Origin of the sequence: Burkholderia territorii (assembly GCF_902833055.1) — a bacterium.
In the GTDB taxonomy this organism is placed as follows: domain Bacteria; phylum Pseudomonadota; class Gammaproteobacteria; order Burkholderiales; family Burkholderiaceae; genus Burkholderia; species Burkholderia territorii.
On the sequence record NZ_CADFEJ010000002.1, the window covers coordinates 486178 to 510417 of the forward strand.

The window sequence follows — 24240 nt, forward strand, 5'->3', positions numbered from 1 at the left end:
ATCATGGACTTTGGCTACACCCCGAAAGTGGAAGAACTGCGCGAACGCGTGCGTGCATTCATGGACGCGCATATCGTGCCGCGCATTCGTCAGTGGAACGAGGAAGTGCATGCGGGGCAGTATCCCGTGTCGTTCATGGAGGCGCTGAAGGAGCGCGCGAAGGCCGAAGGGCTGTGGAACCTGTTCCTGCCGCACCTGAAGGCCGACGAGCCGGGCACGGCCCTGACCAACCTCGAATACGCGCCGCTCGCCGAGATCATGGGGCGCGTGAGCTGGGCGTCGGAGGTGTTCAACTGCAACGCGCCGGATACCGGCAACATGGAGTTGCTGCACATGTTCGCGACGCCCGAGCAGCGCGAACAGTGGCTGCTGCCGCTGTTGCGCGGCGAGATCCGTTCGGCGTTCGCGATGACGGAGCCTGACGTCGCGTCGTCGGACGCGACCAACATCACGACGCGCATCGAGCGCGCGGGCGACGAATACGTGATCAACGGCCGCAAATGGTTCATCACGAACGCCGCGCATCCGAATTGCCGGATCTTCATCGTGATGGGCAAGACCGATCCGCAGGCGGAATCGCACCAGCAGCAGAGCATGATCCTCGTGCCGCGCGACACGCCGGGCGTGACGGTCGTGCGCAACATCACGGTGGTCAATCATCACGCGCCCGAAGGGCACTGCGAGATCACGTTCGACAACGTGCGCGTGCCGGCGCGCAACCTGCTCGGCGAAGAAGGCAGTGGCTTCGCGCTTGCGCAGGCGCGCCTCGGGCCGGGCCGCATTCATCACTGCATGCGTTCGATCGGCGCGGCCGAGCTCGCACTGGAACTGATGATCGACCGCGCGCAGTCGCGCGAAGCGTTCGGCAAGCCGCTGAACCGGCACGGCACGATCGGCGAATGGATCGCGCGCTCGCGCATCGAGATCGACCAGGCGCGCCTGCTCGTGCTGAAGGCCGCATGGATGATCGACAAGGTCGGCGCGAAGGCGGCGCGCAAGGAAATCTCGATGATCAAGGCGCTCGTGCCGACGGTGTACACGGACGTGTGCGACCGCGCGATGCAGGTGTTCGGCGCGATGGGTCTGAGCCCCGACACGCCGCTCGCCGACCTGTGGACCTGGGGCCGCGCGCTGCGCTTCGCCGACGGCCCGGACGAGGTGCACCTGCAGGCGATCGCGCGCATGGAGATCAAGGACGCCGTGCGCGGCTCGACCGAGCCGTACCTGACGCGGCCGCCGCGCGGCTGAGCGGTGCTCCGCGCGCGAACGCGACGTGGGCGAACCGCAGACGCACGCCGTATTAAGATGCCGGCAAGGAGATCCGGCGATGCGTCTTTCGAAGATTGATCTGAACCTGTTCGTCGTATTCGAGGCGATCTACAACAAGCGCAACCTGACGCGGGCGGCCGAGGTGCTGAACCTCACGCAGCCGGCCGTCAGCAATGCGCTGGCGCGGCTGCGCAAGACGCTCAACGACCCGCTGTTCGTCAGCACGCCGGCCGGGATGATGCCGACGCCGATGGCCGAGAACATCGTCGGCCGCGTGCGCGAGGCGCTGCAACTGCTCGATTCGAGCGCGCACGAAGGCGATGTGTTCGATCCCGCTTCGTCCGAGCGCGTGTTTCGGCTCAGCATGAGCGACCTGACCGAGGCGCTGCTGCTGCCCGCGCTCGGCGAACTGCTGCAGACGCATGCGCCCGGCATGCACGTGCGCAGCTACACGATGGACCGCCGCGAAGTGGCGACCGCGCTCGCGAACGGCTCCGTCGACATCGCGATCGACGCGCCGCTGATCGGCGATCCGCACCTGCACCAGGCGCTGCTCGTGCGAGACCGCTACGCGTGCATGATCCGCGACGACCACCCGTTCAAGGGCGACACGCTGACCATGGACGACTACCTGTCGATGGGCCACATCCATGTGTCGAGCCGCCGCAAGGGCAGCGGGCACGTCGATGCGGAGCTGACGCGGCTCGGGCTGCGCCGCAACATCCAGATGCGCGTGCAGCACTACATGGTCGCGCCGCTGATCGCGATGCGCGGCGATCTTGCGCTGACGGCGCCGCTGCGGCTGCTGCAGCGCTACCCGGCGCGGATTCTCGAACTGCCGTTCGAGATGCCGGCGCTCGAATACTTCTGCTACTGGCATCGCAGCGCCGATCAGGATCAGGGCAGTCGCTGGCTGCGTGAGCAGTTGATGACGCTGATGGGCGGGATGGGTTAGGCGCCGCGACGCGATGAGACAAGCGCACAGGGCGCCGCGCGCCGCGCGTCGGCCGGCGCGTGCTTCGCTCAATACGAATCGTCGTCGAAGCGGGTCGATGCCGGCCACCGCTTCATGTCCTTCAGCCAACCCTTGACGTTGTCCGGATCCTCGAACTCGCGCAGCGCGACGGTCAGATCCTGGTTGGCGCGCTGCGTGCCTGCTATGTCGCGCGCGAGCATGCGCAGGACCGTATCGGGCGCGACCTTGGTGGACGACGCGATGCCGTAGGTCCGCCGGAAATCGTTCTCCACGTGCCGGATCTCCTGATCGAGCTCACGCAGTTGTTCCTCGAGGATGCCGTTGTAGCGCGTGAGCCGCGCTTCGCTGAGTCCGTCGATCGTGCGTCTGTCGATCTGTTCGATCTCCAGCTGCAGTTCCAGCAACTGCAGCAGGTTGCCCTTCTCGTACGCGCGGTTGACCTGCTGCATCAGTGCCGTCTTGCGCTGCTGTTCGCCGGGATCGGTTTCTCGATCGGGATGCAGCGCGCTCGCGAGCTTGCGATAGATCTCGCGGATCGACTTGTTCGATTCGGCTTGCTCGGCCTCGATCCTGGCCTGCGCGGCCGACTGCTTCGGCGATTTCCTGCGCTTCGCGCGCTGCGCCTCGCGCGCCGCGTAAGCGGCCATGTCGCGCTCGAACTGCGCGTCGAGTTCGGCTTGCATCCGCTCGGCGAGTTCGTCAGGCGACAACGAGTCGAGATCCGCCGGCGCGTCCGGTTCGTGCTGCTTCGCGGCGGGTTCGGCCGCTGCGCCGCCGACGTGCGCGGATTCGGCGTGCCGGTTGTAGATGACCTTCAACGCCGCGTCGTCGCTGACGTGCAGCACGTCGCGCGCCATATCGGCGATGAGGTCGGACAGCGTGCGCTGTTCGGCCTTGCTCAAGCCTTTTCGCAGGAACGTGTCGTCGAGCAGATGAATCAGCCTGATCCGCAGCGCCGTCGCTTCCTGTTCGAGCGGCAACAGCCCGTCGACGAATTTCTTCTGGAACGCGGGCATGACGGCTTCCCACGCGCGCAGCCGTTCGCGCCGCTTTTCGATGTGCTCGACGAGCGTATTGAACGTCTTCTGGGCTTTCGACAGGCTGGCTGCCTCGTGACCGGGCGCGATGGCGACCGCGGCACCGCGACGTGCGGTCATGATGAATGTCCTCCGGCCGCGGCGGGAGGCGCGGCAGGCCGGTATTTTACGTGGTCGGCGGCGAGACGGTCGGCACCGGAAGCCGTGCACGTCACGCGGCAAGCTCAGAACAATTGCCCCTGCCCCGAAATCACGCCTTCGAAATCGTCGCGCAGGAACGGCAGGATCGCATCGGCGACGGGCTGCAACTGACGGCTCACGTAAAACGCGTAGTCGATCGGCGAGCGCATCGTCTCGAGCGGCTCGGGGCCGGCCGTCGTCATCACGTAGCTGATCCAGCCGCCGCGCTGGTACTGCAGCGGCCGGCCGCGCGCGTGGTTGAATTCGTCCGCGATTCGCGCAGCGCGCACGTGCGGCGGCACGTTGCGCTGGTATTCGCTCAACGGCCGGCGCACGCGCTTGCGATAGACGAGCTGCGCGTCGTATTCGCCGGCGAGCGTGCGGCGCACGTAGTCGCGAATGAAGTCCCGATACGGTTCGCGCTTGAACACGCGCCGGTAGAGTTCGCGCTGGAAGGCCTGCGCGAGCGGCGTCCAGTCGGTGCGCACCGTTTCGAGGCCCTTGAACACGAGGTCCTCGCCGCCGTTCGCCGCGCGCGCGAGGCCCGCATAGCGCTTCTTGCTGCCTTCCTCCGCGCCGCGCACGGTCGGCATCAGGAAGCGCCGGTAATGCCGCTCGTACTGCAGCTCGAGCGCGCTTTCCAGCCCGAAGCGATCGCGCAGATGCGCGTGCCACCAGCGGTTCACGTGGTCGACGAGCGCGCGGCCCTTGGCGGCGGCTGCATCGTCGTCGTGCTCGCGCCCGAGCCAGACGAAGGTCGAATCGGTATCGCCATAGATGACTTCGTAGCCCTGCGCCTCGATCAGCTCGCGCGTGCGATGCATGATCTCGTGGCCGCGCATCGTGATCGACGACGCGAGGCGCGGGTCGAAGAAGCGGCAGCCGGTCGAGCCGAGCACGCCGTAGAACGAGTTCATGATGATCTTCAGCGCCTGCGACAGCGGCGCGTTGCGCTGGCGTTTCGCTTCGTCGCGGCCTTCCGACACGCGCCGCACGATGTCGGGCAGGCAATGCGCGGTACGCGAGAAACGCGCGCCGAGGAAGCCGGGCACCGACGTGTCGTCGCCCGGATGCGCGAGCCCCTCGATCAACCCGACCGGATCGATCAGGAACGTGCGGATGATCGACGGATAAAGGCTCTTGTAGTCGAACACGAGCACCGAATCGTACAGGCCGGGCCGCGAATCCATCACGAAGCCGCCGGGGCTGTTCTGGCCCGTCACGTCACCGAGGTTCGGCGCGACGTAGCCGAGCCGGTGCATGCGCGGCAGGTACAGGTGCGTGAACGCGGCAACCGAGCCGCCGGTGCGATCGGCCGCGAGGCCCGTGACGGTCGCGCGTTCGAGCGCGAACGACAGCAGGTCGGCCTTCTCGAAGATGCGCGTGACGAGTTCGCAGTCCTTCAGGTTGTAGTGCGCGAGCGCCGGCTTGTCGTGATCGAAGCGACGCTGGATCTCGTCCATTCGCTGATACGGATTGTCGATCGACTTGCCTTCGCCGAGCAGCGACTGCGACACGTATTCGAGGCTGAATGACGGAAACGTCCACGTCGCCGATTTCAGCATGTCGATGCCGTCGAGAATCAGGCGGCCGGCCGCGCCCGCGAAGAAATGGTCGGGTTGCTGCCCGTGCGCGCGCCATTCGAGCACGCTGCCGCCGCGGCCGAGCTTCAGCGGCACGCCGTATTGTTCCGCGTGCGCGTGCAGGATGCGCAGGTCGAACTGCACGAGATTCCAGCCGATCACCGCATCGGGATCGTGTTCGGCGAACCAGTCGTTGATGCGCGCGAGGATCTCGGCCCGGCTGTCGCAGTAGTCGAGGCGGAAGTCGACGGCCGGCGCGTCGCCGTTCGGCGGGCCGAGCATGTAGACCTGTCGCTGTCCGCAGCCTTCGAGCGCGATCGAATAGAGTTCGCCGTGAACGCTCGTTTCGATGTCGAGCGACACGCAGCGCAGCGTCGGCCGATAGCCGGTCGCGGGCTTCAGTTCGGCGTCGGTCAGCGTGCCGTCGCGGCCGGCCGTGCCGCGAAACAGCACGGGCGCGGTAATGAAGCGCTCCATCGCGTAGCGGTCGGGCGGCTGCACGTCGGCTTCGTAGACGTCGACGCCGGCCGCGGCGAGGCGTTTCTGGAGTCCGGACAGATGGCGGTAGCGGCGGCAGTAGAGGCCGGCAACCGCGCGCTGGCGGAAGTCGCGCAATGCGAGCGGGCGAAGTTGCGCATCGCGTTCGCCGGCGAGCGCGCGTTCGGCGAGCGCCTGCTGCTCGACCGGCACGAACGCGACGGCTTCCTGCGGGCGCAGCCGCACGCGGCGCGGACCGCGTTCGGTCGCCAGCCAGAACTCGATCTCGATGCCGGATGCGGTGTCCCGCCAGTGGCGGGTGAGGATGAAACCCTGCTCGAACTCCGTCAAAACGCTTGCCCGTCGTGGATGCCCAGGCGGCGGATTTTAGCGCCTCTCGCGCGGTTTCCGCCGAAGGCGGAATCGATGGCACCAGATGGCAGGAGGACACCGCGCGATCCCGCACGCGGCGCATCGGCGGCGTGACGCAGCCGGCGTCGCGCGCAGAGCGGATGACGCGTGTGTGTCGCGTATTCGTCTGCCGAACGTTCGGCGCCGATGCGGCATTCACGCCGGCATCGGCGCGAAATTCCACTTCAGGTGTTCCGCTCGCCGTGGCCGCTGATACAGATAGCCCTGCGCATACTGAATCCCGACCGCATGCAGCGCGCGGTGCTGCTCTTCGGTCTCCACGCCCTCGGCAATGATCTTCAGCCCGTAGTGGTGGGCGACCGCCGCGATCCCTTCGATCAGTTTCGCGTTGCCCGTCGTGAGCTGCGAGATGAACTGTCGATCGATCTTCACGTAGTCGAACGGAAAGCGCGACAGCATGTCGAGGTTGCTGTGATGCGTGCCGAAGTCGTCGATCGCGAACTTCGCGCCTTTCGCGCGCAATGTGGCGAACATCCCGGTGGTGCGCGGATTCTTCTCGAGCAGGATGCGCTCGGTGACTTCGAGCACCAGCGTGCAGCCCGGCGGAAGCCGGCCGATCGTGTCCTCGATGACGGACACGAAGCGCGCGCGTTCAAGATCCTTCGGCGCGACGTTGACCGCGATGCGCAGCGGCACCGACGGCGCGAGTGCGGTCAGATCCGATACGGCTGTCCGCAGCACGAACTCGGTCAGCTTCGGCAGGACCGCGCTTGACTCGACCTGCGGCACGAACACGGCCGGGCTGATGGCTCCCCATTTCGGATGGTGCCAGCGCAGCAACGCCTCGACGCCGACGGTCGTGCGCGTTTCGATGTCGATGATCGGCTGGTAGACGACGTGCAATTCGTTGCGCTTCAGCGCATTGCGAACGGCCTTCAGCAACAGCCGGCGCGGCGCCATCGCGATCAGGTACGCGGCCGCGACGAGGCCGTTGACCAGCAGCGCGATCGTCAGGCAGATGAGCCGGTAGCGCCGATGCACCTGCCAGACGTAGGGTTCGGCCGAGGTGACGGAGACCGTGAACGGCCACGCTTTCGACGCGATCTTGCTGCCCGTTGCCGGTGGCGCGCCGCGTGGCGCCACGAACGCGCCGTACTGATCGATGCTTCCCGCGCCGTCGATCGACAGCGTGGCCGTCTCCGCGCCGAAGCGGGTTCCGTGCGCGAGCATGTCGGCCACATAGTCGCCTTCGACCAGATACAGGACGCCCGAGCCGGGCGCGGTTGCGCGAAACGCCGCCAGCACCGGAACCTGATGCTGAAACGGCGTTTGCCGAAGCAGCGTGATGGCCGTCATCCCCGGCGCCGGCGCGTGAATGTATGCATCGAGCGGGACGTCGATCGCGCCCAGCGCCGACGAGCAGGTGACACGACCGCCGTTCGCGAGCGCGACAGCCCGAAGATAGCGAAGGTGAGTGCCTACTTCGGCGAGTGTCCGGAAGATCGTCGTGCAGGGCTGCCCGACCAGCGCATTCAATTCGTCCGGGTGCCGCGAGCGAATCCCGTCGAGGATGCGGTCGACCGATATCACGATGTCGTTCGCGACGTCGCTTTCGTGCCGCGCAATCGCGTCGCGCGCCAGGCGCCCGGCTACGACGAGCGCCAGCACGAACACGAGGATGCACACGATCAGCGCAACCGGGAAGACGATGCGCGGCCACGCGCCGCTGCGCTGGAACGCGGGTTTCGGGCGCGGTGCGGGCGCGGACGGTCCTCGGGTCGTACTTGTTGTTTTGCGCATGTGAATGCAGGTCGAACCGGTCGGTGAATTCGTACGAGGCATTCGCCGTGCCTGGCCGGGGCACCGCGGCTCGCGCCGATATCGGGACGCAAATCGATTCTACGCTTGCGAAACCGGGGAAGCGGCATCGCGGCGCGCGCGGATGGAATTCTTCATAACATACATTGCCCATGCATGTATATCGGTGTCGCAACCCAAAAAAAACCCGGCCGCATCGATGTGCGGCCGGGACTTAAGACACCGTCTCTTGGCACGAGGATGGTGCGCGGCAAGTATAAGGTGTGTCACACGGGATTACGAAATAATGCTGTTCAAAAAATCGCGAAATATCGAGATTGATGCTCGACGGGAAATATTTGCGTCGCGCGTCACTTCCGGCCGTCGAGCTTCAGAAGTCGTTGCGCATCTTGTGGAGCAGGTCGCGGGGCGATTGATGCGTGTCCACGGCGGTGAGGACGTCGGTCAGGAACCACGGCAGGTTCAGCTGCGTATCGGAATCGCCGACGCAGATCCGGATCGGCGGGGCCTTCGACGCCGCGCGGGAGCCGGGCGCCGTGCCGGTGGACGCGGACGACGGCACGCAGTTTCGCGCTGGCTGCGCGACCGGCGCGGCGGCGTTGTCCGCGGCCGGGCCGGCGACCGCCGGCACGCTGACGGCAGCAAGCAGGACCAGCAGGGCAAAAGGAGCGGCGCGTTTCATGTGATTCTCCGGCGATGCACGTTCGACATCGTCTGCGGCCCCGAGTTCGGCACGCCTCCGAGGCCCCGCATGCGCGACGACACGGGCATCTCCGGCGCGGTCGAACGCGGCGCATGAGTGGTCTCGCACACCGGATCGATCGCTCAAACGTCAAGAATCGTTTGGATCGCCCCTCACACCCTTGCGATGGCGAATGCGCTCATTTATCGTGCCGCCACGACGGCGCCGATCACGGCGCGTCAAGCCAGTTCGCAAGGAGCATTCGTCATTACCGCATTGAATCGTCGCACGCATATTCGTGCCTTTCTCGTCGCATCGGTCGCGTATCTCAACCTGTCGCAGGCCGCGTCGGCGGCGTATACGGAATCGTGGATGAGCGATCACGACGTCAAGGGGTACGCACAACAGGTCAAGCATTCGCCCGTGGCGGCGCATGCCGCAGCGCCCGTGAAGCCTGGGCGGCAACCCGCCTCTTCGACGTCGAATGCGCGGGCCGGGGCGCAGGCCGATGCGAAACCCGTGTCGAAGCCGCACGCGGCGGCCGGGAAGACCGGCAAGGTCGAGCACGCGGCCGGTGTCGATCCGAGGACACCCGTCGTCGCAAAGCCGAAGGTCGCGCGGACAGCGCACCCAAGCGCGACCATCAAGCATTGACGTTGCACGCGGGCCGGCGCGCATCGATCCGTCGCCCGCGCGCCATGACAACCGAAACATTCGATCACCACGGAGAACCATCATGTCGCTGATGGACCGCCTGCTGTCACGCGGCGTGCAGAACGGCACGTCGAGAAGGCGTGTGATCGTGCGTGTGTGGCTCGACGAGCACGGGCGAGTCCGCGATCTGAAGGTCAGGCGCAGTTGCGGCGACGCCGCGCTCGACGAGAAGGCGCTTCACGCGATTGCGGTGATGCGCTTCCCCGGCGGTCACCTCGGCTCCGGCGGGAAATCGGCGAAGCGCTGGCACGATCTCGATTACCCGGTCGACAGACGGTGCGTCACGAATACCCGTAGCAGCGCTTCAATCCCGCGTAATCGTAGAAGTGGCTCCCCGCGGCGATCTTCGCACCGTCGCACGATGCCTGGAAGTCCGTCTCGCGCTCGTTGTACAGCATCTTCACGATGATCCGCGAGCCGTTCCGGTACACGTCCCACTGCATGTTCGCGGCCATCGGCGACACCTGATCGCCGCGCCACGGGTTGTTCGCATACGTGTAGGTCTGCGCCTGCGGCGTCGGCACGAACACGTTCTTCAGGTTCATGATCGACGCGAACGGAATCACGATTTCCGCATGCGTGAAGCGCAGCTTCGCGGCACGCGTGAGGTCGCCGCGCGCGATCGCGTCGACCTCGCTGAAGAAGTCGTCCTGCAGCACCTTCGCCATCCGGTACGTGACCGGATTCGCTTCCTGGATGCCGGGGCCTTTCTGGTAATAGTCCTCCGCATCTTGCAGATAGGCGAGCGTTTGCGCCTGCTCCGCGCCGATGTATTTCTCCATCGTGACGCCGCCCGTCTCGGCCGTCATCGCGGGCGCGACCTGCAGCAGGTTGTACAGCACGTTCACCGCATCGACGGCCGACGCGATCTTCGTCTTGCCGTCGCCCTTCAGCGTATTGGTGAACTTGCCGTCCGGCGACGTGAACGCGAAGGTCCCCGTGTTCGCGAACGTATAGCCGTCCGTGCCGAGCTTCGCGATGAACGCTTGCGACACCAGCGCGGCCAGCACCGTTTGCGCGACATCCGCGACTTGCGGCGCGGCCTTGATCGTCTTCAGCTTGTCCGCGACTGCCGTATCGTTCGAATAGGCCTGGTAAGCCTGGCTGGCCTGGTAGGTCGCGTAATACGGATCGGCTGTATCGGTGACGAGATCGGTGGCCGGCTTCAGCGCATGGAAATACAGCAGGAAGCGGTTGGTGCCGGCGGGCTGCGCGACCGGCGCGCTCGCCGGATAGCCGGACGGCGCGGCCGGCAGCGTGATCGCGGCGGCGAGTGCCGGCTGCGCGGCGACGAGCGCGGTCGAGAAGTAGGTCGAACTGTCGACCGCGCGGTCCTGCCCCGAGTTGACGACGACGATCTGCCGGCCACCCGACGCGAACAGTGCCGGCAACCGTTGCGCGAGCCGCGCGGCGAGTTGCTGATGTTCGCGGATGCCGGTTTGCGTGAGATTGCCGTAGCCGGGCGTCGAAATTCCCTGCACGCCGTAGCCGAGCAGCGCGTTGGCCTTCATCATCGTGTACGTGTCGGCCTTCAGCTGCGCGCCGAGCGCGGTCAGTGCGCCGTCGGCTTCGGCCTTCGCCAGCATCGCGTAGATCGCACCGTCGTATTTGAAGCCCGACAGTCCGCGCGAGCCGTGCCGCGCGACGAGTTCCGTATACACCGGCGTATAGCCGGCGGGCGGCGCTTCGTAGGTCGCCGCGTCCTGCTGCGGGCGATAGGGCGTCTTCGTCTGGTAGTAGGTCGCGGGCGTCGGTGCCGGCGCGGGTGCCGGTTGCGTGCTGCCGTTGTCTGCCGACGCGGCAGGCACGGTCGACGTTTCTTCCCCGCCGCATGCGGCGAGCAGCAGGCAGGCGAAGGCGACGGCGGTAGCGGTGCGGATAGGGCGTGTCATCGTGGCTTGAAACGGATGGAACGAGGCGGCAAGCGCGTCGTTCCGTGTCCGGGCGGGATCGGTCGAGTCCGCAAGTGTTGCAAGCGACTTTGACAGCAGAATGTCAGGATTTGGTCGGGCAATCGTCGGCGTGATGCCGGATCGCGACCGGCCGGCGCGAGCCGGCCCGCATGCAGGTGCTCAGGTCAGTGCAGGCCTGCCGATGCGATCGATCGCATCGTGTCGGTGATGCGCACGCAACGCGACAGCCCGAACGTCTCGGCTTCGCGGCGTTCCGGTTCGCTGCTCGCGACAGCCACCGCGCGCTCGGGCGGCACGCCCAGCGCCTGAAGCGCGACGTCGAACGGATGCTGATTTCCTACGGAGTCCTGCTGATGTGCGTCGGTCACGACGACCGAGAAGCGGTCGAGGTTCGCGCGGCCGAACTGGCCTTCGAACATGTCGCTGAGCCGGGCGGCAGGCAGCGTCGTGACGAGACCCAGTCGATATCCTTGCTCCGACGCGCTGTCGAGCCACTGGATGATCGCATCGCGCTGGTTGCGCGATTCGTGCGAATCCGGTGTCGCTTCGATCTGCGCGAATGCGGCGTCGAGACGGGTGACGATGGCTTCGATGACCACGGTGATTCCTCTCCTGAGACGTGACGATCCGTTCGCGGACGGGAATGCCGAACACCTTAGCGTCGATCCGGAATATGCGACCAATTAATATTTATATTCGACTCATACGATTCGACTAATGAATGATGCCGCGAGCCAATGCTGGCGCGGGAGGCGCGTGACACCGTGTTTTCCGGACGATTTGCATCGTATCGACGCGGTTCGATGTGATGCACCAAACGCGCGCACGATCTCGATGCACCGGCTGTGTGCAGATGAAAAAAACGGCGTATCGGGCGAGATGCGCCCGATACGCCGTCTCTTGCGACGCCGCGTGGCGATCGTCGATCAGTGCAGCTTGATCGAAGGCTGGTTGCGGCTTTGCAGCCAATGGCTCAGCGACTGGAACAGCGCGCGCTTCAGTCCGTACACGCTGAACAGATGCTTGCGGTACAGGAACTTGTACAGTCCGATCGCGGCGAGCCCGTCGACGATCAGCGAGCGCGAACGCACGCCGAGATCGGCCTGGTACACGGCGCCCGCCTGACCGAGCGACACGACGGTACCCGCGTCGCGGAACGTGAAGCCCGGCACCGGCTTGCCGGCGAGACGCCGCGCGAGCGCATCGGCGAGATACACGGCCTGCTGATGCGCGACCTGTGCGCGCGGCGGCAGGAAACCGCTCGCATCGGCCGACGGGCATGCGGCACAGTCGCCGAACGCATACACGTGCGGATCGTCGGGCGTCTGCAGCGTATCGGTCACGACCACCTGGTTCGACCGGTTGAGCGCGATGTCGCCGAGTTCGCGCAGGATCGCGGGGCCCGCGACGCCGGCCGCCCAGATCGTGATGTCGCTCGCGAGCCGCTCGCCGGTCGCGGTCGTGACCGCGTCCGCGCCCACTTCCGCGACGCGCGTATCCGTCAGCACGTCGACGTTCAGCGTGCGCAGTTGCGCGTGCATCCTGGCCGACAGCCTTTCGTCGAGCGCCGGCAGAATGCGCGGGCCGCCTTCGATCAGCCGGATGTGCACGTCGCGCGCGGACACCAGCGCCTTGAAGCGATAGGTCGTCAGTTGCTGGATCGCATGGCGCAGCGCCGCGGCCAGTTCGACACCCGTCGCGCCCGCGCCGATCACGTTGATGCAGATCGGTGCCGCGCGGTGCGCCGGCTGCTGCTCGGCCAGATGGTTGGCCTTCGTGCAGGCGGCCAGGAACTTGCGGCGGAAATCCTCGGCCTGGTCGAGATTTTCGAGCGGCAGCGCGTGCCGTGCGGCGCCCGGCACGTTGAAGAAGTTCGTCACGCTGCCGACGGCCAGCACGAGATCGTCGTAGCCGAGCTCGCGTTGCGGCAGGATCTCCGTGCCGTCCGCGTCATGCACCGGCGCGATCGTCGCCGTGCGTGCCGCGCGGTCGACCCGCTGCAGCGCGCCCTGAACGAAGCGAAAGCCGTGGCGCTTCGCCTGCGCCGCGTATTCGATCGTGTGCGAGGCCGGATCGCGATGGCCGGACGCGGCTTCGTGCAGCAGCGGCTTCCAGAAGTGCGTCGGGTAGCGGTCGACGAGCACGACGTCGGCTTGGCCGCGGCGGCCGACCGTGTCGCCGAGGCGCGTGGCGAGCTGCAGGCCGCCGGCGCCGCCGCCGACGATCACAATGCGCGGCACGCGCGGTGCGCGGTCCGTTGCAAGGGTAGGCGTGATGTGGTCCATGTTGTGGCTCCCGCTGATGACGATTCGGATGACATTGCTCAAGGACCGACGATATAGTTTTGAACCTACGCGAACAATTTAATGTTTATAAGCGACTCATATGTATTCACTTATAGGAAAGACCGCGACGTTCCGGCAGCTGAAGGCGCTCGACATGATCGCGCGGTTGGGCAGCGTGTCGCGCGCGGCCGAGGAGCTGAACCTGACGCAGCCGGCCGTGTCGCTGCAGGTTCGCCTGCTCGAGGAGGCGGTCGGTGCCGCGCTGCTGCAGCGGGTCGGGCGCGGCGTGCAGCTGACCGCCGCCGGTGAGATCGTGGCGCGCTATGCGCGCGAGATCCTGCATCTGTGGAGCGAGGCCGGCGACGAGGTCGCCGCACTGACGGGCGATCTCGGCGGCACGCTGCGGATCGGCGCGATCACGACGGCCGAGTATCTGATTCCGCCGCTGCTGGTGAAATTCACCGCGACGCGACCGCACGTGAAGACCTATTTCAAGGTCGGCAATCGCGACGACATCATTCGCATGCTCGCCACGCATGAAATCGATCTCGCGGTGATGGGCAGCGCGCCGAAGGAGCTGCGCACGCACGCGGTGGAGTTCGCGAAGCACCCGATGGTGTTCGTCGCGGCGCCGGGCCATCCGCTGATGCAGCGCAAGCGCGTCGCGCTCAAGGATCTCGAATCCGCGCACCTGCTCGTGCGCGAACGCGGCGCGGGCACGCGTTCGACCGTCGAGAGCCTGTTCAAGACGGCCGGCTACCGCTTTCATGTGGGATCCGAACTGTCGAGCAACGAGGCGATCAAGCAGATGGCCGAAGCCGGGCTCGGCGTCGCGTTCCTGTCGTTGCACGCGTGTGCGCTCGAATTGCGCACGGGGCTGCTCGGGCAACTGCCGTTTCCGGGCAATCCGATCGTGCGCGAGTGGTACGTGATCACGCTCGCCGACCGGCGAATCTCGCAGGTCACGGGACTGTTTCGGGACTTCCTGATCAAGCAGGGCGCGCCGGTGATCGACGGCGCGACGGTGGCGCCGCACGAGCGGCGGCGAAAGTAGGCGCATGCAGGCACACGCGCGGCACACACGCGACATGTGCGTGCCGCGCGTTGCGTCGGTCAAACGATCCCGAAGTCGTCGTTGCTGTCGGGAATCGACGCAAGCAGCCGTTCGAGCCGGTACCAGCCGATCACCCGCAGGCATCGCGCGGCGAAGGCGGACCGCGCGTTGCGGGGCGCGGCGCTGGCCGCACGACGGGCGGCGCGGGACGGCGAAGCGGGGATGAACGCCGCGCGTGGTGGGCAGCAATGGGGCATGACGGTCTCCGTAGGTGTCGGATGAGGCATCGTAAGCGCCGTGGCGGCCGTCGGCGCGCAGGCAAGGATGGCGCGGAGCAGGAATGGATGATCTTTTTCTGCCGGGCGGGGAATGGCAATGCGCGCCCGGCAGGCGGCCGGAAAAAGCGTCACAATGCGCGTTCGACCCACGATCTGGTGGAGAAGGACCATGAGCGATCCGATTCAGGCCGCGCCGGCCGACAACGGCGTGCCGGTCAGCCTGCGTTCCAGCCGCGGGCTCGGCTGGCGCGGCTTCGGCGCGGCGCTGCTGGAGATTCGCGCGGGCACATACCGGATTCCGGCCGCGGATCATCACCGCATCGGCGTGCATATCGGCTCGCCCGTGCGAGCGGATTGCGTGTGCGACGGCGAACGCGTGTCGCGCATCCAGGCGCACGGCGACATCGACGTGATTCCCGCCGGCCTGCCGGGCCAATGGACCGACAGCGCCGACTGCCGGATCCTGCATGTCATGCTCAGCGATACGTTCGTGCGGCGCACGGTCGAGCAACTCGAGCTGAAGCCGTCGCAGGCGCAGATCCGCCGGCGGCTGCAGGTGCGCGATCCGCGCCTGCAGCACATCGCATGGGCGATGGCCGCCGAACTCGAAGCGCAAGACGCATCGGACCCGCTCTACGCGGAGAGCCTGTGCACGGCGCTCGTCACGCGACTGGTCGACGGCCAACCCGTGTTCCGCGAGCGCCGGCGCACGCTCGCGCCGAAGGCGGCGGCGCGCGTGGTGGACTACGTCGAGGCCAACCTCGAACGGCGCATGACGCTTGCCGAGCTCGCGGCGCTCGTGTCGATCAGCGTGCCGCATTTCAAGGTGCTGTTTCGCGAGACGCTCGGGATGCCGGTGCATCAGTACGTGGTGCGCCGCCGGGTCGAGCGCGCGAAGACGTTGCTGCTCGAAGGCCGGCTCAGCATCAGCCAGATCGCGCTCGAAGCCGGGTTTGCCCATCAGAGCCATATGGCGAACTGGATGAATCGCGTGCTGGGCGCGACGCCCACGGAGGTCGCGCGTTCCGGCGCGCGGGGCGGCTTGCGGCTCGCCTACGACGGCGAGGACAATGCGAAGGCACCCGGCCGATAGCCGCTGACGAACCGGTGGGCCGCGCGATCCGAGCGCGGCCCCGCATCGGGTCATCCTTTCCTGTTCACATCATCCACGCCTGCGCGCCTTCCCGTTCGCGCAGGCCGACAATCGCCGCACCTTCATCCTCCAGGAGCGGATCGTGTTCGTTATTTTCGGAGCATCAGGCAACGTCGGCTCGTCGACCGTGACGACCCTGCGCCACGCGGGCCATCCCGTGCGCGCGGTGCTGCGCGACACCCGCCATCGCGAACGTTTCGCGCAACTCGGCTGCGAAGTGGCGATCGCCGACTTGACGGACGCACGTGCGATCGCAGCGGCGATCGACGGCGCGCAAGCCGTGCAGATACTGTGTCCGGTGCCCGTCGCCGACAGCGACCCGGCCGCGACGATGGCGCGCACGCTCGACATCGTGACCGACGCACTCGTCGCGAATCCGCCGCCGGCACTGCTTGCGTTATCGGACTACGGCGCCGAGCTTGACGGCAACACGGGCATCACGCGGCTCTTTCATCGTCTGGAAGAAAAGTTGAAGACGGTCCCGACCACGCTCACGCTGCTGCGCTCGGCCGAACACCTGCAGAACTGGACGCGCGTGCTGCCGGTCGCGCTTGCAACCGGCGTGCTGCCGAGTTTTCATCATCCGGTCGACAAGGTGTTTCCGACGGTGTGGGCGCCCGACGTGGGCGTCGCGGCGGCACGGCTGCTGGTCGAATCCGCCGAAAGCGCCAACGGGCCGCGCATCGTCAGCATCGAGGGGCCGCGGCGCATGAGCGTGCGGGACATCGCGCAGATGCTTGGCGCCGCCGCGAGCCGCGAGATCGTCGCGCGCGAACTGCCGCGCGACGCATGGACCACGACGCTGCTGCGCGCGGGCCTCAGCGAGCGTCATGCGCAACTGATCGTCGATCTGTACGACGTGCACAACGCGGGGCAGATCGACGTCGAGGCCGGCGTGTCGGAGCGGGTGCATGGGACGACGACACCGGAAGAAGCGCTCGCCGCGCTGGTACGCAGGCACGCGCGGTGAGTGGCGCGACGGCGGAAATTATCCCGTGTGCTATGCCGGGCGCCGCACCCTGCTCAACACCGCATACGCGGCCGACCCGATCACGATTCCCCAGAACGCGGACCCGAGCCCGAGCCACGTCATTCCCGACGCGGTTGCGAGGAACGTGATCACCGACGCTTCGCGATGGTCCTCGTCCTCGAAGATCCCGTGCACGTTCGCGCCGATCGCGCCGATCAGCGCGAGTCCGGCGAGAATCGCGACGAACGCCTTCGGCAGTGCGAAGAACAGCGTGACGATGGTTCCCGCGAAGAGCCCGCCGATCAGGTAGACGACACCGTTCGCGATGCCCGCGATGTAGCGCCGGTCCGGATCCTCGTGCGAATCCTTGCCGGTGCACAGCGCGGCGGTGATCGCGGCGACGACGATCGTGATCCCGCCGAAGCACGCGACGACGAGCGACATCACGCTGGTCGCGGTGATGATCGGGCGCGCCGGCGTGTGATAGCCCGATACGCGCAGGATCGTCATGCCCGGCAGGAACTGGCCGGTGAGACTCACGACGACGAGCGGCAGCGCGAGGCTCAGTGTCGTGCCGAGCGTCCATTCGGGCGCGATGAAGATCGGCCGCGCGATGCTCGGCGACACGTTGCCGAGATGCGCCATCCCGAGCAGCGTCGCGATGGCCGCCCCCGTCAGCAGCACGAGCACGATGCTGTAGCGCGGCAGCAGGCGCTTGAAGATCACGTACGCGGCGATCATCCCGAATCCGAGCACCGGCTGCGCGGTCGCGGCGGAGAACGCGTGCATGCCGAACGGCAGCAGGATGCCGGCCATCATCCCGCACGCGATGCCGCGCGGAATGTGGCGCACGAGCCGGTCGAAATAGCGGGTGATGCCGATCAAGAGGATGATCAGCGCGGCCGTGATGTACGCGCCGACGGCCTGGTTCAGCGTCAGCTGCGGAAAGAGGCCGACGAGCAGCGCGGTGCCGGGCGCCGACCAAGCGGTCACGATCGGCACCTTCAGTTTCCAGCTCGCGAACAGCCCGGATACGCCCGCGCCGATCGAGATCGCCCACACCCACGACGCCACCATGTCGCTCGATACATGCGCGGCCTGCGATGCCTGGAAGAAGATCGCGAGCGGGCCCGCATAGGAAATCAGCACCGCGAGAAAGCCCGCGGTGATCGCGGAGACGGACCAGTCGTTGCCGATCGAGCGGATCGCGCCGGGCGAGGTGTTCGGTTGCATCGTCGTAGGGGAGTGCGGCGCGTGGCCGGTAGGCTGAGCCGGGGCGAATGATTGTTGGAGGCCCCGGACGATCCGTCATTCTGCGCATTGCCGCCGGAATTGGCAATTTGCCGATCGAGATTGGCGTTGTCGGCTTTTCGTAAGGAATGTGCGTCGGTGCTGCCGTGCGGCCTTGCGCGCGCGTCGCCGCCGGCGGCGGCTTCATGGCGAAGCGCGGCTTGCTTGGAACGTCACGTACTGATCTGAAGATACCCGTCGACTGCGGCAATCTTCGCACCACCGCCCGTCGACAGCGACGCCGTGCCGCCGTCGAACGGATGCACGGGCGCGTCGGTCGGCGTCCATGCGTGGCGCGCCAGCAGTTCGCGATACCCGCCGCGGATCACGAAGCCGCCGCATTTGGCCGCATAGGCGTCACGCCGCATCCGGTACGCGCGCGGCAGGTCGTACCACGGCAGCCTCGGCAGGTCGTGATGCACGAGGTGATAGTTGTTGTTCAGGTACAGCAGCCGCATCGCGAAGCCGGCCTCGTTGATCGCGATGCGCGCCTTCGGATGCCGGGCGGCGCGGTGTTCGAACAGCGAGCGGATCATCGCGAGCGACAGCGCGGGCCACGTGACCGCCAGCAGGTAGTACCACCACGGCACGCCGATCGCCCGCTGCAGCCAGGCGAGTAGCGCGACCACGCACAGGCCGTGCGTTATCCACATCCGCAGATAGCGGAAGTCGGCGCGTCGGAACGCGGCGAATGTGTCGGCGAACATCGCGGCAACGCTCGTCGGCGGCCCGAACACCAGACGTCCGATGAAGGTGGTGCGCGCAACGGTTAGCGCGCGACGCCAGCGCGGCAACCGCGCCCACTGCGCGCGCGACACGTAGTTCGTTTCCGGGTCGACGCCCGGCACGGTCAGGTCCTCGTCGCGGTGATGGTCGAGGTGCGTGTCGCGATACAGCGTGTACGGATACCAGATCGTCAACGGCGGATAGCCGAGCAATCGGTTCACGAACGCGGAGCGCGTCGGATGGCCGTGCAGCAGCTCATGCTGCAGCGACATGTGCCACGCGCCGAGGAGGATCAGCGGCGGCGTCGCGGCTGCCAGCGACAGATGCCCGGCGCGCACGAGCAGCAGCACGGCGAGCCAGCCGCCGTAGATCGCGACGACCAGCAGCCACGTCGGCCACTCGGTGCGTGCGGTGAAGCGGGCGTCGAGTGCGGCGATCGCGCGCGCGTGGTCGACGTCGAAGTATTCGGCCATGTTGGTGGGACAGGATGAAGCGGGTGATACGGGTGCGACACGCGTCACGGATAGCGGACGATCGCGCCGGCGCGGGCCGCGATGCAGGTGGCCGACGTGGTCCACGGCTCGCCGTCGGACCGCTACCGACAGCGGCTCGCGACGGTGTCGCGACACCGGAACGCTAACCGGCTCGCGTAGTCAGGCCAACCAAGCAATTCGCATTTGCTTATCGCTGCGCGACGGATAAGCATTGTGACTGCCCGCGCCGCGTGCCGGACCCGTGCGAAACGCGAGAGAACGGGCTTTCTCCAATGCGCCGTCGATGCGTAGAATGCGCGCATGAGCTCATGGATCGCCGGACTGCCGATGTACAACGTGACGCCGCGCCACGCCGCCCTGTGGCGCGCGTTGCTGCGTGATGCGCTCGATGCGTTCGCGCATGCAGGCGGGCCGGCCGGCGTCGCGCTGCTCGACGAGCCGTTCGGCGATCTGCACGCGCTGTGGCGCCGCGACGACTTGCTGTTGTCGCAAACATGCGGTTATCCATACCGGATGCTCGGATTGCGCGATACCGTGCAACCGATCGCGACACCGGCATTCGATGCGCCGGGCTGTGATGGCGCGCGCTACAGCAGCGTGCTGGTGGTGTCGGCGCGCGTGCATTCGGGCGGTGCGACGACGCTGGCTGCCTGTCGCGGATTGCGTGCCGCATACAACGGCGCGGATTCACACAGCGGGATGAACGCATTCCGGCACGCGGTTGCGCCGCACGCGCATGACGGGCGCTTCTTCGGTTCGGTCGTGTCGTTCGGCTCGCATCTGAACGTGCTGCGCGCGCTGGCCGCGGGCGTTGCCGATTGCGCGGCGATCGACTGCGTGACGTTCGCGTACGTACGTGATGCGCTGCCGGAATTGTTGAACGACATCCGGATCATCGGCATGACGGCATCGGCGCCGGGCTTGCCGTTGATTGCATCGAAGGCGCTGGAAGGACGGCTCGTGGCGGCGCTGCAGGATGCGCTCGATCACGCGGTTACGGTCGATGCCCAACGGGCGAGCGCATTGCGGCTCAAGCGGTTCGAGCGCCTGCCGCCGGATGCCTACGACGCGATTGCCGATTTCGCGACGGACGCGGCTGCGCACGGGTATCCGGAGCTGGCGTGATGCGGCGGTGCGGCTGCGATGCCAGTCGCACCGCTTCAGGTCATTCCTCGTCCATCAACCGAACCTTGACCCGCTTGCCCTTGATCTTCCCCGCATTGAGCTTGCGCAGCGCGTCGCGCGCGACGCCGCGCTCGATCGCCACGTAGGTCGAGAACTCGGTCACGTTGATCTTGCCGATCTGCTTGCCGTCGAAGCCCGCGTCGCCGGTCAGCGCGCCGAGTACGTCGCCCGGGCGGATCTTGTCCTTGCGCCCGCCGAGGATCTGCAGCGTTTCCATCGGCGGCAGCAGCGGGTCGTTGCTGGCCGGCTTCAGTTCCGCGAGCGGATGCCATTCGACCTCGCGCTTCTGCGCCTGCTCGATCGCGCCGACGCGTCGCATCTCGTCCATGCTGGCGAGGCTCAGCGCCCAGCCCTCCTGATCGGCACGGCCGGTGCGGCCGATGCGGTGCACGTGCACTTCGGGATCGGGCGTCACGTCGACGTTGATTACCGCCTCGAGCTGGGCGATATCGAGCCCGCGTGCGGCGACATCGGTCGCGACCAGCACCGAGCAGCTGCGGTTCGCGAACTGGATCAGCACCTGGTCGCGTTCGCGCTGTTCGAGCTCGCCGTGCAGCGCGAGCGCATGGAAGCCCTGTGCGTGCAGCACGTCGAGCAGGTCGCGGCATTGCTGCTTGGTGTTGCAGAACGCGATTGTGCTCACCGGCCGATAATGGTTCAGCAACTGGCCCACTGCGTGCAGCCGCTCGGTTTCCGTCACTTCGTAGAAGCGCTGGCGGATCTTGCTGTCGTCGTGGCGCTCCTCGAGCTTCACTTCTTTCGGATTACGCAGGAACTGCTGGCTCAGCTTCGCGATGCCGTCCGGGTAGGTCGCCGAGAACAGCAGCGTCTGGCGCGTCGTCGGGCACATCCGCGCGACCTTCGCGATGTCGTCGAAGAAGCCCATGTCGAGCATCCGGTCGGCCTCGTCGAGCACCAGCGTGTTCAGCGCATCGAGCGTCAGGTTGCCGCGATCGAGGTGATCCATGATGCGGCCCGGCGTACCCACGACGATGTGCGCGCCATGCTCGAGGCTCTGCGCCTGCGGCCGCATCGGCGTGCCGCCGCACAGCGTCAGCACCTTTACGTTTTCCTCGGCGCGCGCGAGGCGGCGCACTTCCTGCGCGACCTGGTCGGCGAGCTCGCGCGTCGGGCACAGGATCATCGCCTGCACGTCGAAGCGGCGCGCGTCGAGGCGCGCGAGCAGCGCGAGCGAGAACGCGGCGGTCTTGCCGCTGCCCGTCTTCGCCTGCGCAATGAGGTCCTGGCCGGCCAGTGCGATCGGCAGGCTCGCGGCCTGGATCGGCGTCATGTCGACATAGCCGAGCTGCGCGAGGTTCGCGAGCATGGCGGGCGTCAGCGGCAGCGCGCTGAACGGCGTGGCGGTCGGTTGGGTCATGTCAGGAGAGATCTCCGAGGTAAGGGCGGCCTTCCATCTGTTCGTAGAGGACGTTGCCTTCATCGTCCTCGAAGCGTTCGAGATAGTTGCGCGCGCCGCACAGCGGGCAGCGGAACAACAGCCCCTGGCCTTCGTCCTTGATGACGACGTCGGACGTCTCCCACTGCGTGCCGCAGCTCTGGTTTCGGCAGGTAAACACGGTCTTTCTCCAGCTGAATTCGGTTGGTGGCGCGCCCGGCGGGCGCGGCAACGGCGTGCGGCGCTCGCGCGGCTCGGGCGCGGGCCGCACCGGCGGTCGCGTGACCGCGTCGATGCGGGTGGTGGATCGGGTGGCGACGGCGTCGCGCGTGCCCGCAATTCTAGCGGATGCGGGGAGCCGGCAGTGGGCGATACGGCACGCACCGGCCGGCTTCGGACGAGCGTCCTTGCGGGGCTGCGGAGCCGCCACCGGCGAGCGCGCGCGGCACCGCCCGCCTTCGCCATGAAAAACGGCCGCCCCGAAGGGCGGCCGTGCGATGCGACGAAACGGGGCCGGACGCGTTACAGCGCCATGTCGGCCGATGCCTTCGCGGGGCGCGCCGGGGTTGCGCCCGTCGCCTGCGACGGCGCGGTCAGGTCGATCTTCGGCGGCGGCGAGAGCTGCAGCACGTCGCTCGTGTAGGTCCATTCCTCGACGACCTTCGCCGGGCTGTCGTTCAGCTTCGTGCCGTAGCTTGGCACGATCTGGCGGATCTTCTGCTGCCATTCGGGCGTCGCGACCTTGTCCTTGAACACCTTCTGCATCAGGTTCAGCATGATCGGCGCGGCCGTCGACGCGCCCGGCGATGCGCCGAGCAGCCCCGCGATGCTGCCGTCCTGCGAGCTGACGATCTCGGTGCCGAGCTTCAGTACGCCGCCCTTCTTCGGATCGCGCTTGATGATCTGCACGCGCTGGCCGGCCTGCCACAGGCGCCAGTCTTCCTTCTTCGCGTCGGGGAAATACTCCTTGAGTGCGTTGAAGCGGTCGTCGTCGGACAGCATCAGCTGGCCCGCGAGGTACTGGACGAGCGGAAACTCGTCGATGCCGACCCGCATCATCGGTGCGACGTTGTGCACGTTGGTGCTCTTCGCGAGGTCGAAGTACGAGCCGTTCTTCAGGAACTTGGTGGAGAACGTCGCGAACGGCCCGAACAGGATGATCTTCTTGCCGTCGATGATGCGCGTATCGAGGTGCGGCACCGACATCGGCGGCGAGCCCACCGACGCCTTGCCGTATGCCTTCGCGAGGTGGCGCTTCACGACTTCGGGGTTGTCGGTCACGAGGAACGAACCGCCGACCGGGAACGCGCCGTAGTCCTTCGCCTCCGGAATGCCCGAGGCCTGCAGCAGGTGCAGCGCACCGCCGCCCGCGCCGATGAACACGAATTTCGCGTCGACGGCCTGTGGCGGTTCATCCGAATGCAGCTTCACCCACGACACGTGCCACGTGCCGTCGGCGTTGCGCGAGATCTCGCGCACTTCGCTCGACAGCGACAGCGTAAAATTCGGCTGCGTCTTCAGGTAGCCGACGAACTGGCGCGTGATCTCGCCGAAGTTCACGTCGGTGCCGATCGGTGTCCACGTTGCCGCGACCTTCTGGTTGCGGTCGCGGCCTTCCATCATCAGCGGCACCCACTGCTTGATCTGGTCGTAGTCTTCCGAATACTGCATCCCGCGGAACAGCGGGCTCGCCTGCAGCGCGTCGTAGCGCTTCTTCAGGAAGCGGACGTTGTCGTCGCCCCACACGAAGCTCATGTGCGGCGTCGAGTTGATGAACGAGCGCGGGTTCTTCAGTACGCCCTGCCGGACTTGCCACGCCCAGAACTGGCGCGAGATCTGGAACGACTCGTTGATCTCGATCGCCTTCGAGATGTCGATCTTGCCGTCCGCCTTCTCCGGCGTGTAGTTCAGTTCGGCGAGCGCCGAGTGGCCGGTGCCCGCGTTGTTCCAGCCGTTCGAGCTTTCCAGCGCGACGCCGTCGAGGCGTTCGACCATCGTCATCGACCAGTCGGGCTGAAGCTCGTGCAGCCACACGCCGAGCGTCGAGCTCATGATGCCGCCGCCCACCAGCAGGACGTCGACCTTCTTCGTATCGGCGGCATTCGCGGACGTCGCCGCGACGCACAGCGCGAGCGCCGACAGTATTACCCGTAACGTTTTGATCACAGCAGATCCCTTTTTCAACTTGGATGCATCGGTTTGCCATGCCGCCCGGCCGACGCGGATTCGCGTTCGACCCGCGCGTCCGGAGATCCGGAGCACGAATCCGGAATTCCGGATCGGCCGCGTTCACCGTTGCATTTGCGCACACGAAGCCGTTGCGAAGGACACCTTCGGATCGGCTTCATGCGGTCATGCAAGTTCACGCTTCACGGTCGTGCAACGAGC

20 protein-coding genes and 1 pseudogene are annotated in these 24240 nt (G+C 66.8%); 8 read left to right on the forward strand and 13 right to left on the reverse strand.

The features are described 5' to 3' along the window. Positions 1 to 3: 3 nt before the first annotated feature. Together HW466_RS06760 and HW466_RS06765 are read left to right on the forward strand one after the other, a co-directional pair. Entirely contained in the window at positions 4 to 1248 is a 1245-nt protein-coding gene (locus HW466_RS06760) for an acyl-CoA dehydrogenase family protein (protein WP_151005335.1), read from the forward strand. Between the two features lie 79 nt (positions 1249 to 1327). Beyond that, positions 1328 to 2224 (forward strand): LysR family transcriptional regulator, encoded by an 897-nt coding sequence (locus HW466_RS06765; protein WP_059508022.1) that lies wholly within the window; start codon positions 1328 to 1330, stop codon positions 2222 to 2224. A 68-nt stretch (positions 2225 to 2292) separates the two neighbouring features. Here the strand turns inward: HW466_RS06765 and HW466_RS06770 are convergent, their stop codons facing one another. The 4 genes from HW466_RS06770 to HW466_RS06785 all read right to left on the reverse strand — a co-directional run bounded on the left by HW466_RS06770 (position 2293) and on the right by HW466_RS06785 (position 8394). Continuing rightward, on the reverse strand, positions 2293 to 3402 hold the full coding sequence (locus tag HW466_RS06770) for a J domain-containing protein (protein WP_060348930.1): 1110 nt from the start codon (positions 3400 to 3402) through the stop codon (positions 2293 to 2295). 104 nt (positions 3403 to 3506) lie between these two features. Next, positions 3507 to 5873, reverse strand: coding sequence for a DNA polymerase II (locus tag HW466_RS06775; protein WP_060348931.1), 2367 nt, complete (start codon positions 5871 to 5873; stop codon positions 3507 to 3509). 216 nt (positions 5874 to 6089) lie between these two features. Continuing rightward, positions 6090 to 7736: an EAL domain-containing protein gene (locus HW466_RS06780; RefSeq protein WP_151005337.1), complete on the reverse strand. Its 1647-nt coding sequence runs from the start codon at positions 7734 to 7736 to the stop codon at positions 6090 to 6092. A 346-nt stretch (positions 7737 to 8082) separates the two neighbouring features. After that, complete coding sequence (locus HW466_RS06785) at positions 8083 to 8394, reverse strand: hypothetical protein (protein WP_059508025.1); 312 nt, start codon at positions 8392 to 8394, stop codon at positions 8083 to 8085. A 117-nt stretch (positions 8395 to 8511) separates the two neighbouring features. On the opposite strand from HW466_RS06785, the gene HW466_RS06790 reads away from it, so the two are divergent. Together HW466_RS06790 and HW466_RS32245 are read left to right on the forward strand one after the other, a co-directional pair. Then, positions 8512 to 9048, forward strand: coding sequence for a transcriptional regulator (locus tag HW466_RS06790; protein WP_244138219.1), 537 nt, complete (start codon positions 8512 to 8514; stop codon positions 9046 to 9048). Between the two features lie 91 nt (positions 9049 to 9139). Next, positions 9140 to 9298, forward strand: a pseudogene (locus tag HW466_RS32245) (energy transducer TonB family protein); the annotation flags it as partial. A gap of 91 nt (positions 9299 to 9389) precedes the next feature. Here HW466_RS32245 and HW466_RS06795 read toward each other — a convergent pair. From HW466_RS06795 to HW466_RS06805, 3 genes are all read right to left on the reverse strand, one after another. Further along, positions 9390 to 11000: a histidine-type phosphatase gene (locus HW466_RS06795; RefSeq protein ID WP_174905748.1), complete on the reverse strand. Its 1611-nt coding sequence runs from the start codon at positions 10998 to 11000 to the stop codon at positions 9390 to 9392. Positions 11001 to 11185: 185 nt separating this feature from the next. After that, entirely contained in the window at positions 11186 to 11620 is a 435-nt protein-coding gene (locus HW466_RS06800; protein ID WP_059447488.1) for an HAD family hydrolase, read from the reverse strand. A gap of 327 nt (positions 11621 to 11947) precedes the next feature. Next, positions 11948 to 13306, reverse strand: coding sequence for an NAD(P)/FAD-dependent oxidoreductase (locus HW466_RS06805; protein ID WP_059508027.1), 1359 nt, complete (start codon positions 13304 to 13306; stop codon positions 11948 to 11950). A 100-nt stretch (positions 13307 to 13406) separates the two neighbouring features. On the opposite strand from HW466_RS06805, the gene HW466_RS06810 reads away from it, so the two are divergent. Continuing rightward, entirely contained in the window at positions 13407 to 14360 is a 954-nt protein-coding gene (locus HW466_RS06810) for a LysR family transcriptional regulator (protein WP_059508028.1), read from the forward strand. Positions 14361 to 14419: 59 nt separating this feature from the next. Here HW466_RS06810 and HW466_RS31835 read toward each other — a convergent pair whose 3' ends face one another. Then, positions 14420 to 14809 carry a hypothetical protein gene (locus tag HW466_RS31835; RefSeq protein WP_230938161.1) on the reverse strand — a complete coding sequence of 130 codons (390 nt, stop codon included), beginning with the start codon at positions 14807 to 14809 and terminating at the stop codon, positions 14420 to 14422. On the opposite strand from HW466_RS31835, the gene HW466_RS06820 reads away from it, so the two are divergent. Continuing rightward, the gene (locus HW466_RS06820; RefSeq protein ID WP_059800534.1) at positions 14808 to 15731 is read left to right on the forward strand and encodes an AraC family transcriptional regulator; all 924 of its coding nucleotides are present in this window, start codon (positions 14808 to 14810) and stop codon (positions 15729 to 15731) included. The genes HW466_RS31835 and HW466_RS06820 overlap by 2 nt on opposite strands. Positions 15732 to 15873: 142 nt before the next feature. Beyond that, on the forward strand, positions 15874 to 16761 hold the full coding sequence (locus tag HW466_RS06825) for an NmrA family NAD(P)-binding protein (RefSeq protein WP_151004895.1): 888 nt from the start codon (positions 15874 to 15876) through the stop codon (positions 16759 to 16761). Positions 16762 to 16791: 30 nt separating this feature from the next. On the opposite strand, the gene HW466_RS06830 is transcribed toward HW466_RS06825, so the two are convergent. Together HW466_RS06830 and HW466_RS06835 are read right to left on the reverse strand one after the other, a co-directional pair. Then, positions 16792 to 17994 (reverse strand): benzoate/H(+) symporter BenE family transporter, encoded by a 1203-nt coding sequence (locus tag HW466_RS06830; protein ID WP_151004897.1) that lies wholly within the window; start codon positions 17992 to 17994, stop codon positions 16792 to 16794. Positions 17995 to 18224: 230 nt separating this feature from the next. Next, entirely contained in the window at positions 18225 to 19250 is a 1026-nt protein-coding gene (locus HW466_RS06835) for a fatty acid desaturase (protein WP_059508033.1), read from the reverse strand. Between the two features lie 321 nt (positions 19251 to 19571). Between HW466_RS06835 and HW466_RS06840 the strand changes: the two genes are divergently transcribed. Further along, the gene (locus HW466_RS06840; RefSeq protein ID WP_059447516.1) at positions 19572 to 20396 is read left to right on the forward strand and encodes a phosphate/phosphite/phosphonate ABC transporter substrate-binding protein; all 825 of its coding nucleotides are present in this window, start codon (positions 19572 to 19574) and stop codon (positions 20394 to 20396) included. A 40-nt stretch (positions 20397 to 20436) separates the two neighbouring features. On the opposite strand, the gene dbpA is transcribed toward HW466_RS06840, so the two are convergent. The 3 genes from dbpA to mqo all read right to left on the reverse strand — a co-directional run bounded on the left by dbpA (position 20437) and on the right by mqo (position 24036). Next, entirely contained in the window at positions 20437 to 21834 is a 1398-nt protein-coding gene (dbpA, locus tag HW466_RS06845; protein ID WP_151004899.1) for an ATP-dependent RNA helicase DbpA, read from the reverse strand. A gap of 1 nt (position 21835) precedes the next feature. After that, complete coding sequence (locus HW466_RS06850; protein ID WP_059447636.1) at positions 21836 to 22033, reverse strand: hypothetical protein; 198 nt, start codon at positions 22031 to 22033, stop codon at positions 21836 to 21838. A 341-nt stretch (positions 22034 to 22374) separates the two neighbouring features. Then, complete coding sequence (mqo, locus tag HW466_RS06855) at positions 22375 to 24036, reverse strand: malate dehydrogenase (quinone) (protein ID WP_174905749.1); 1662 nt, start codon at positions 24034 to 24036, stop codon at positions 22375 to 22377. Positions 24037 to 24240 lie beyond the last annotated feature (204 nt).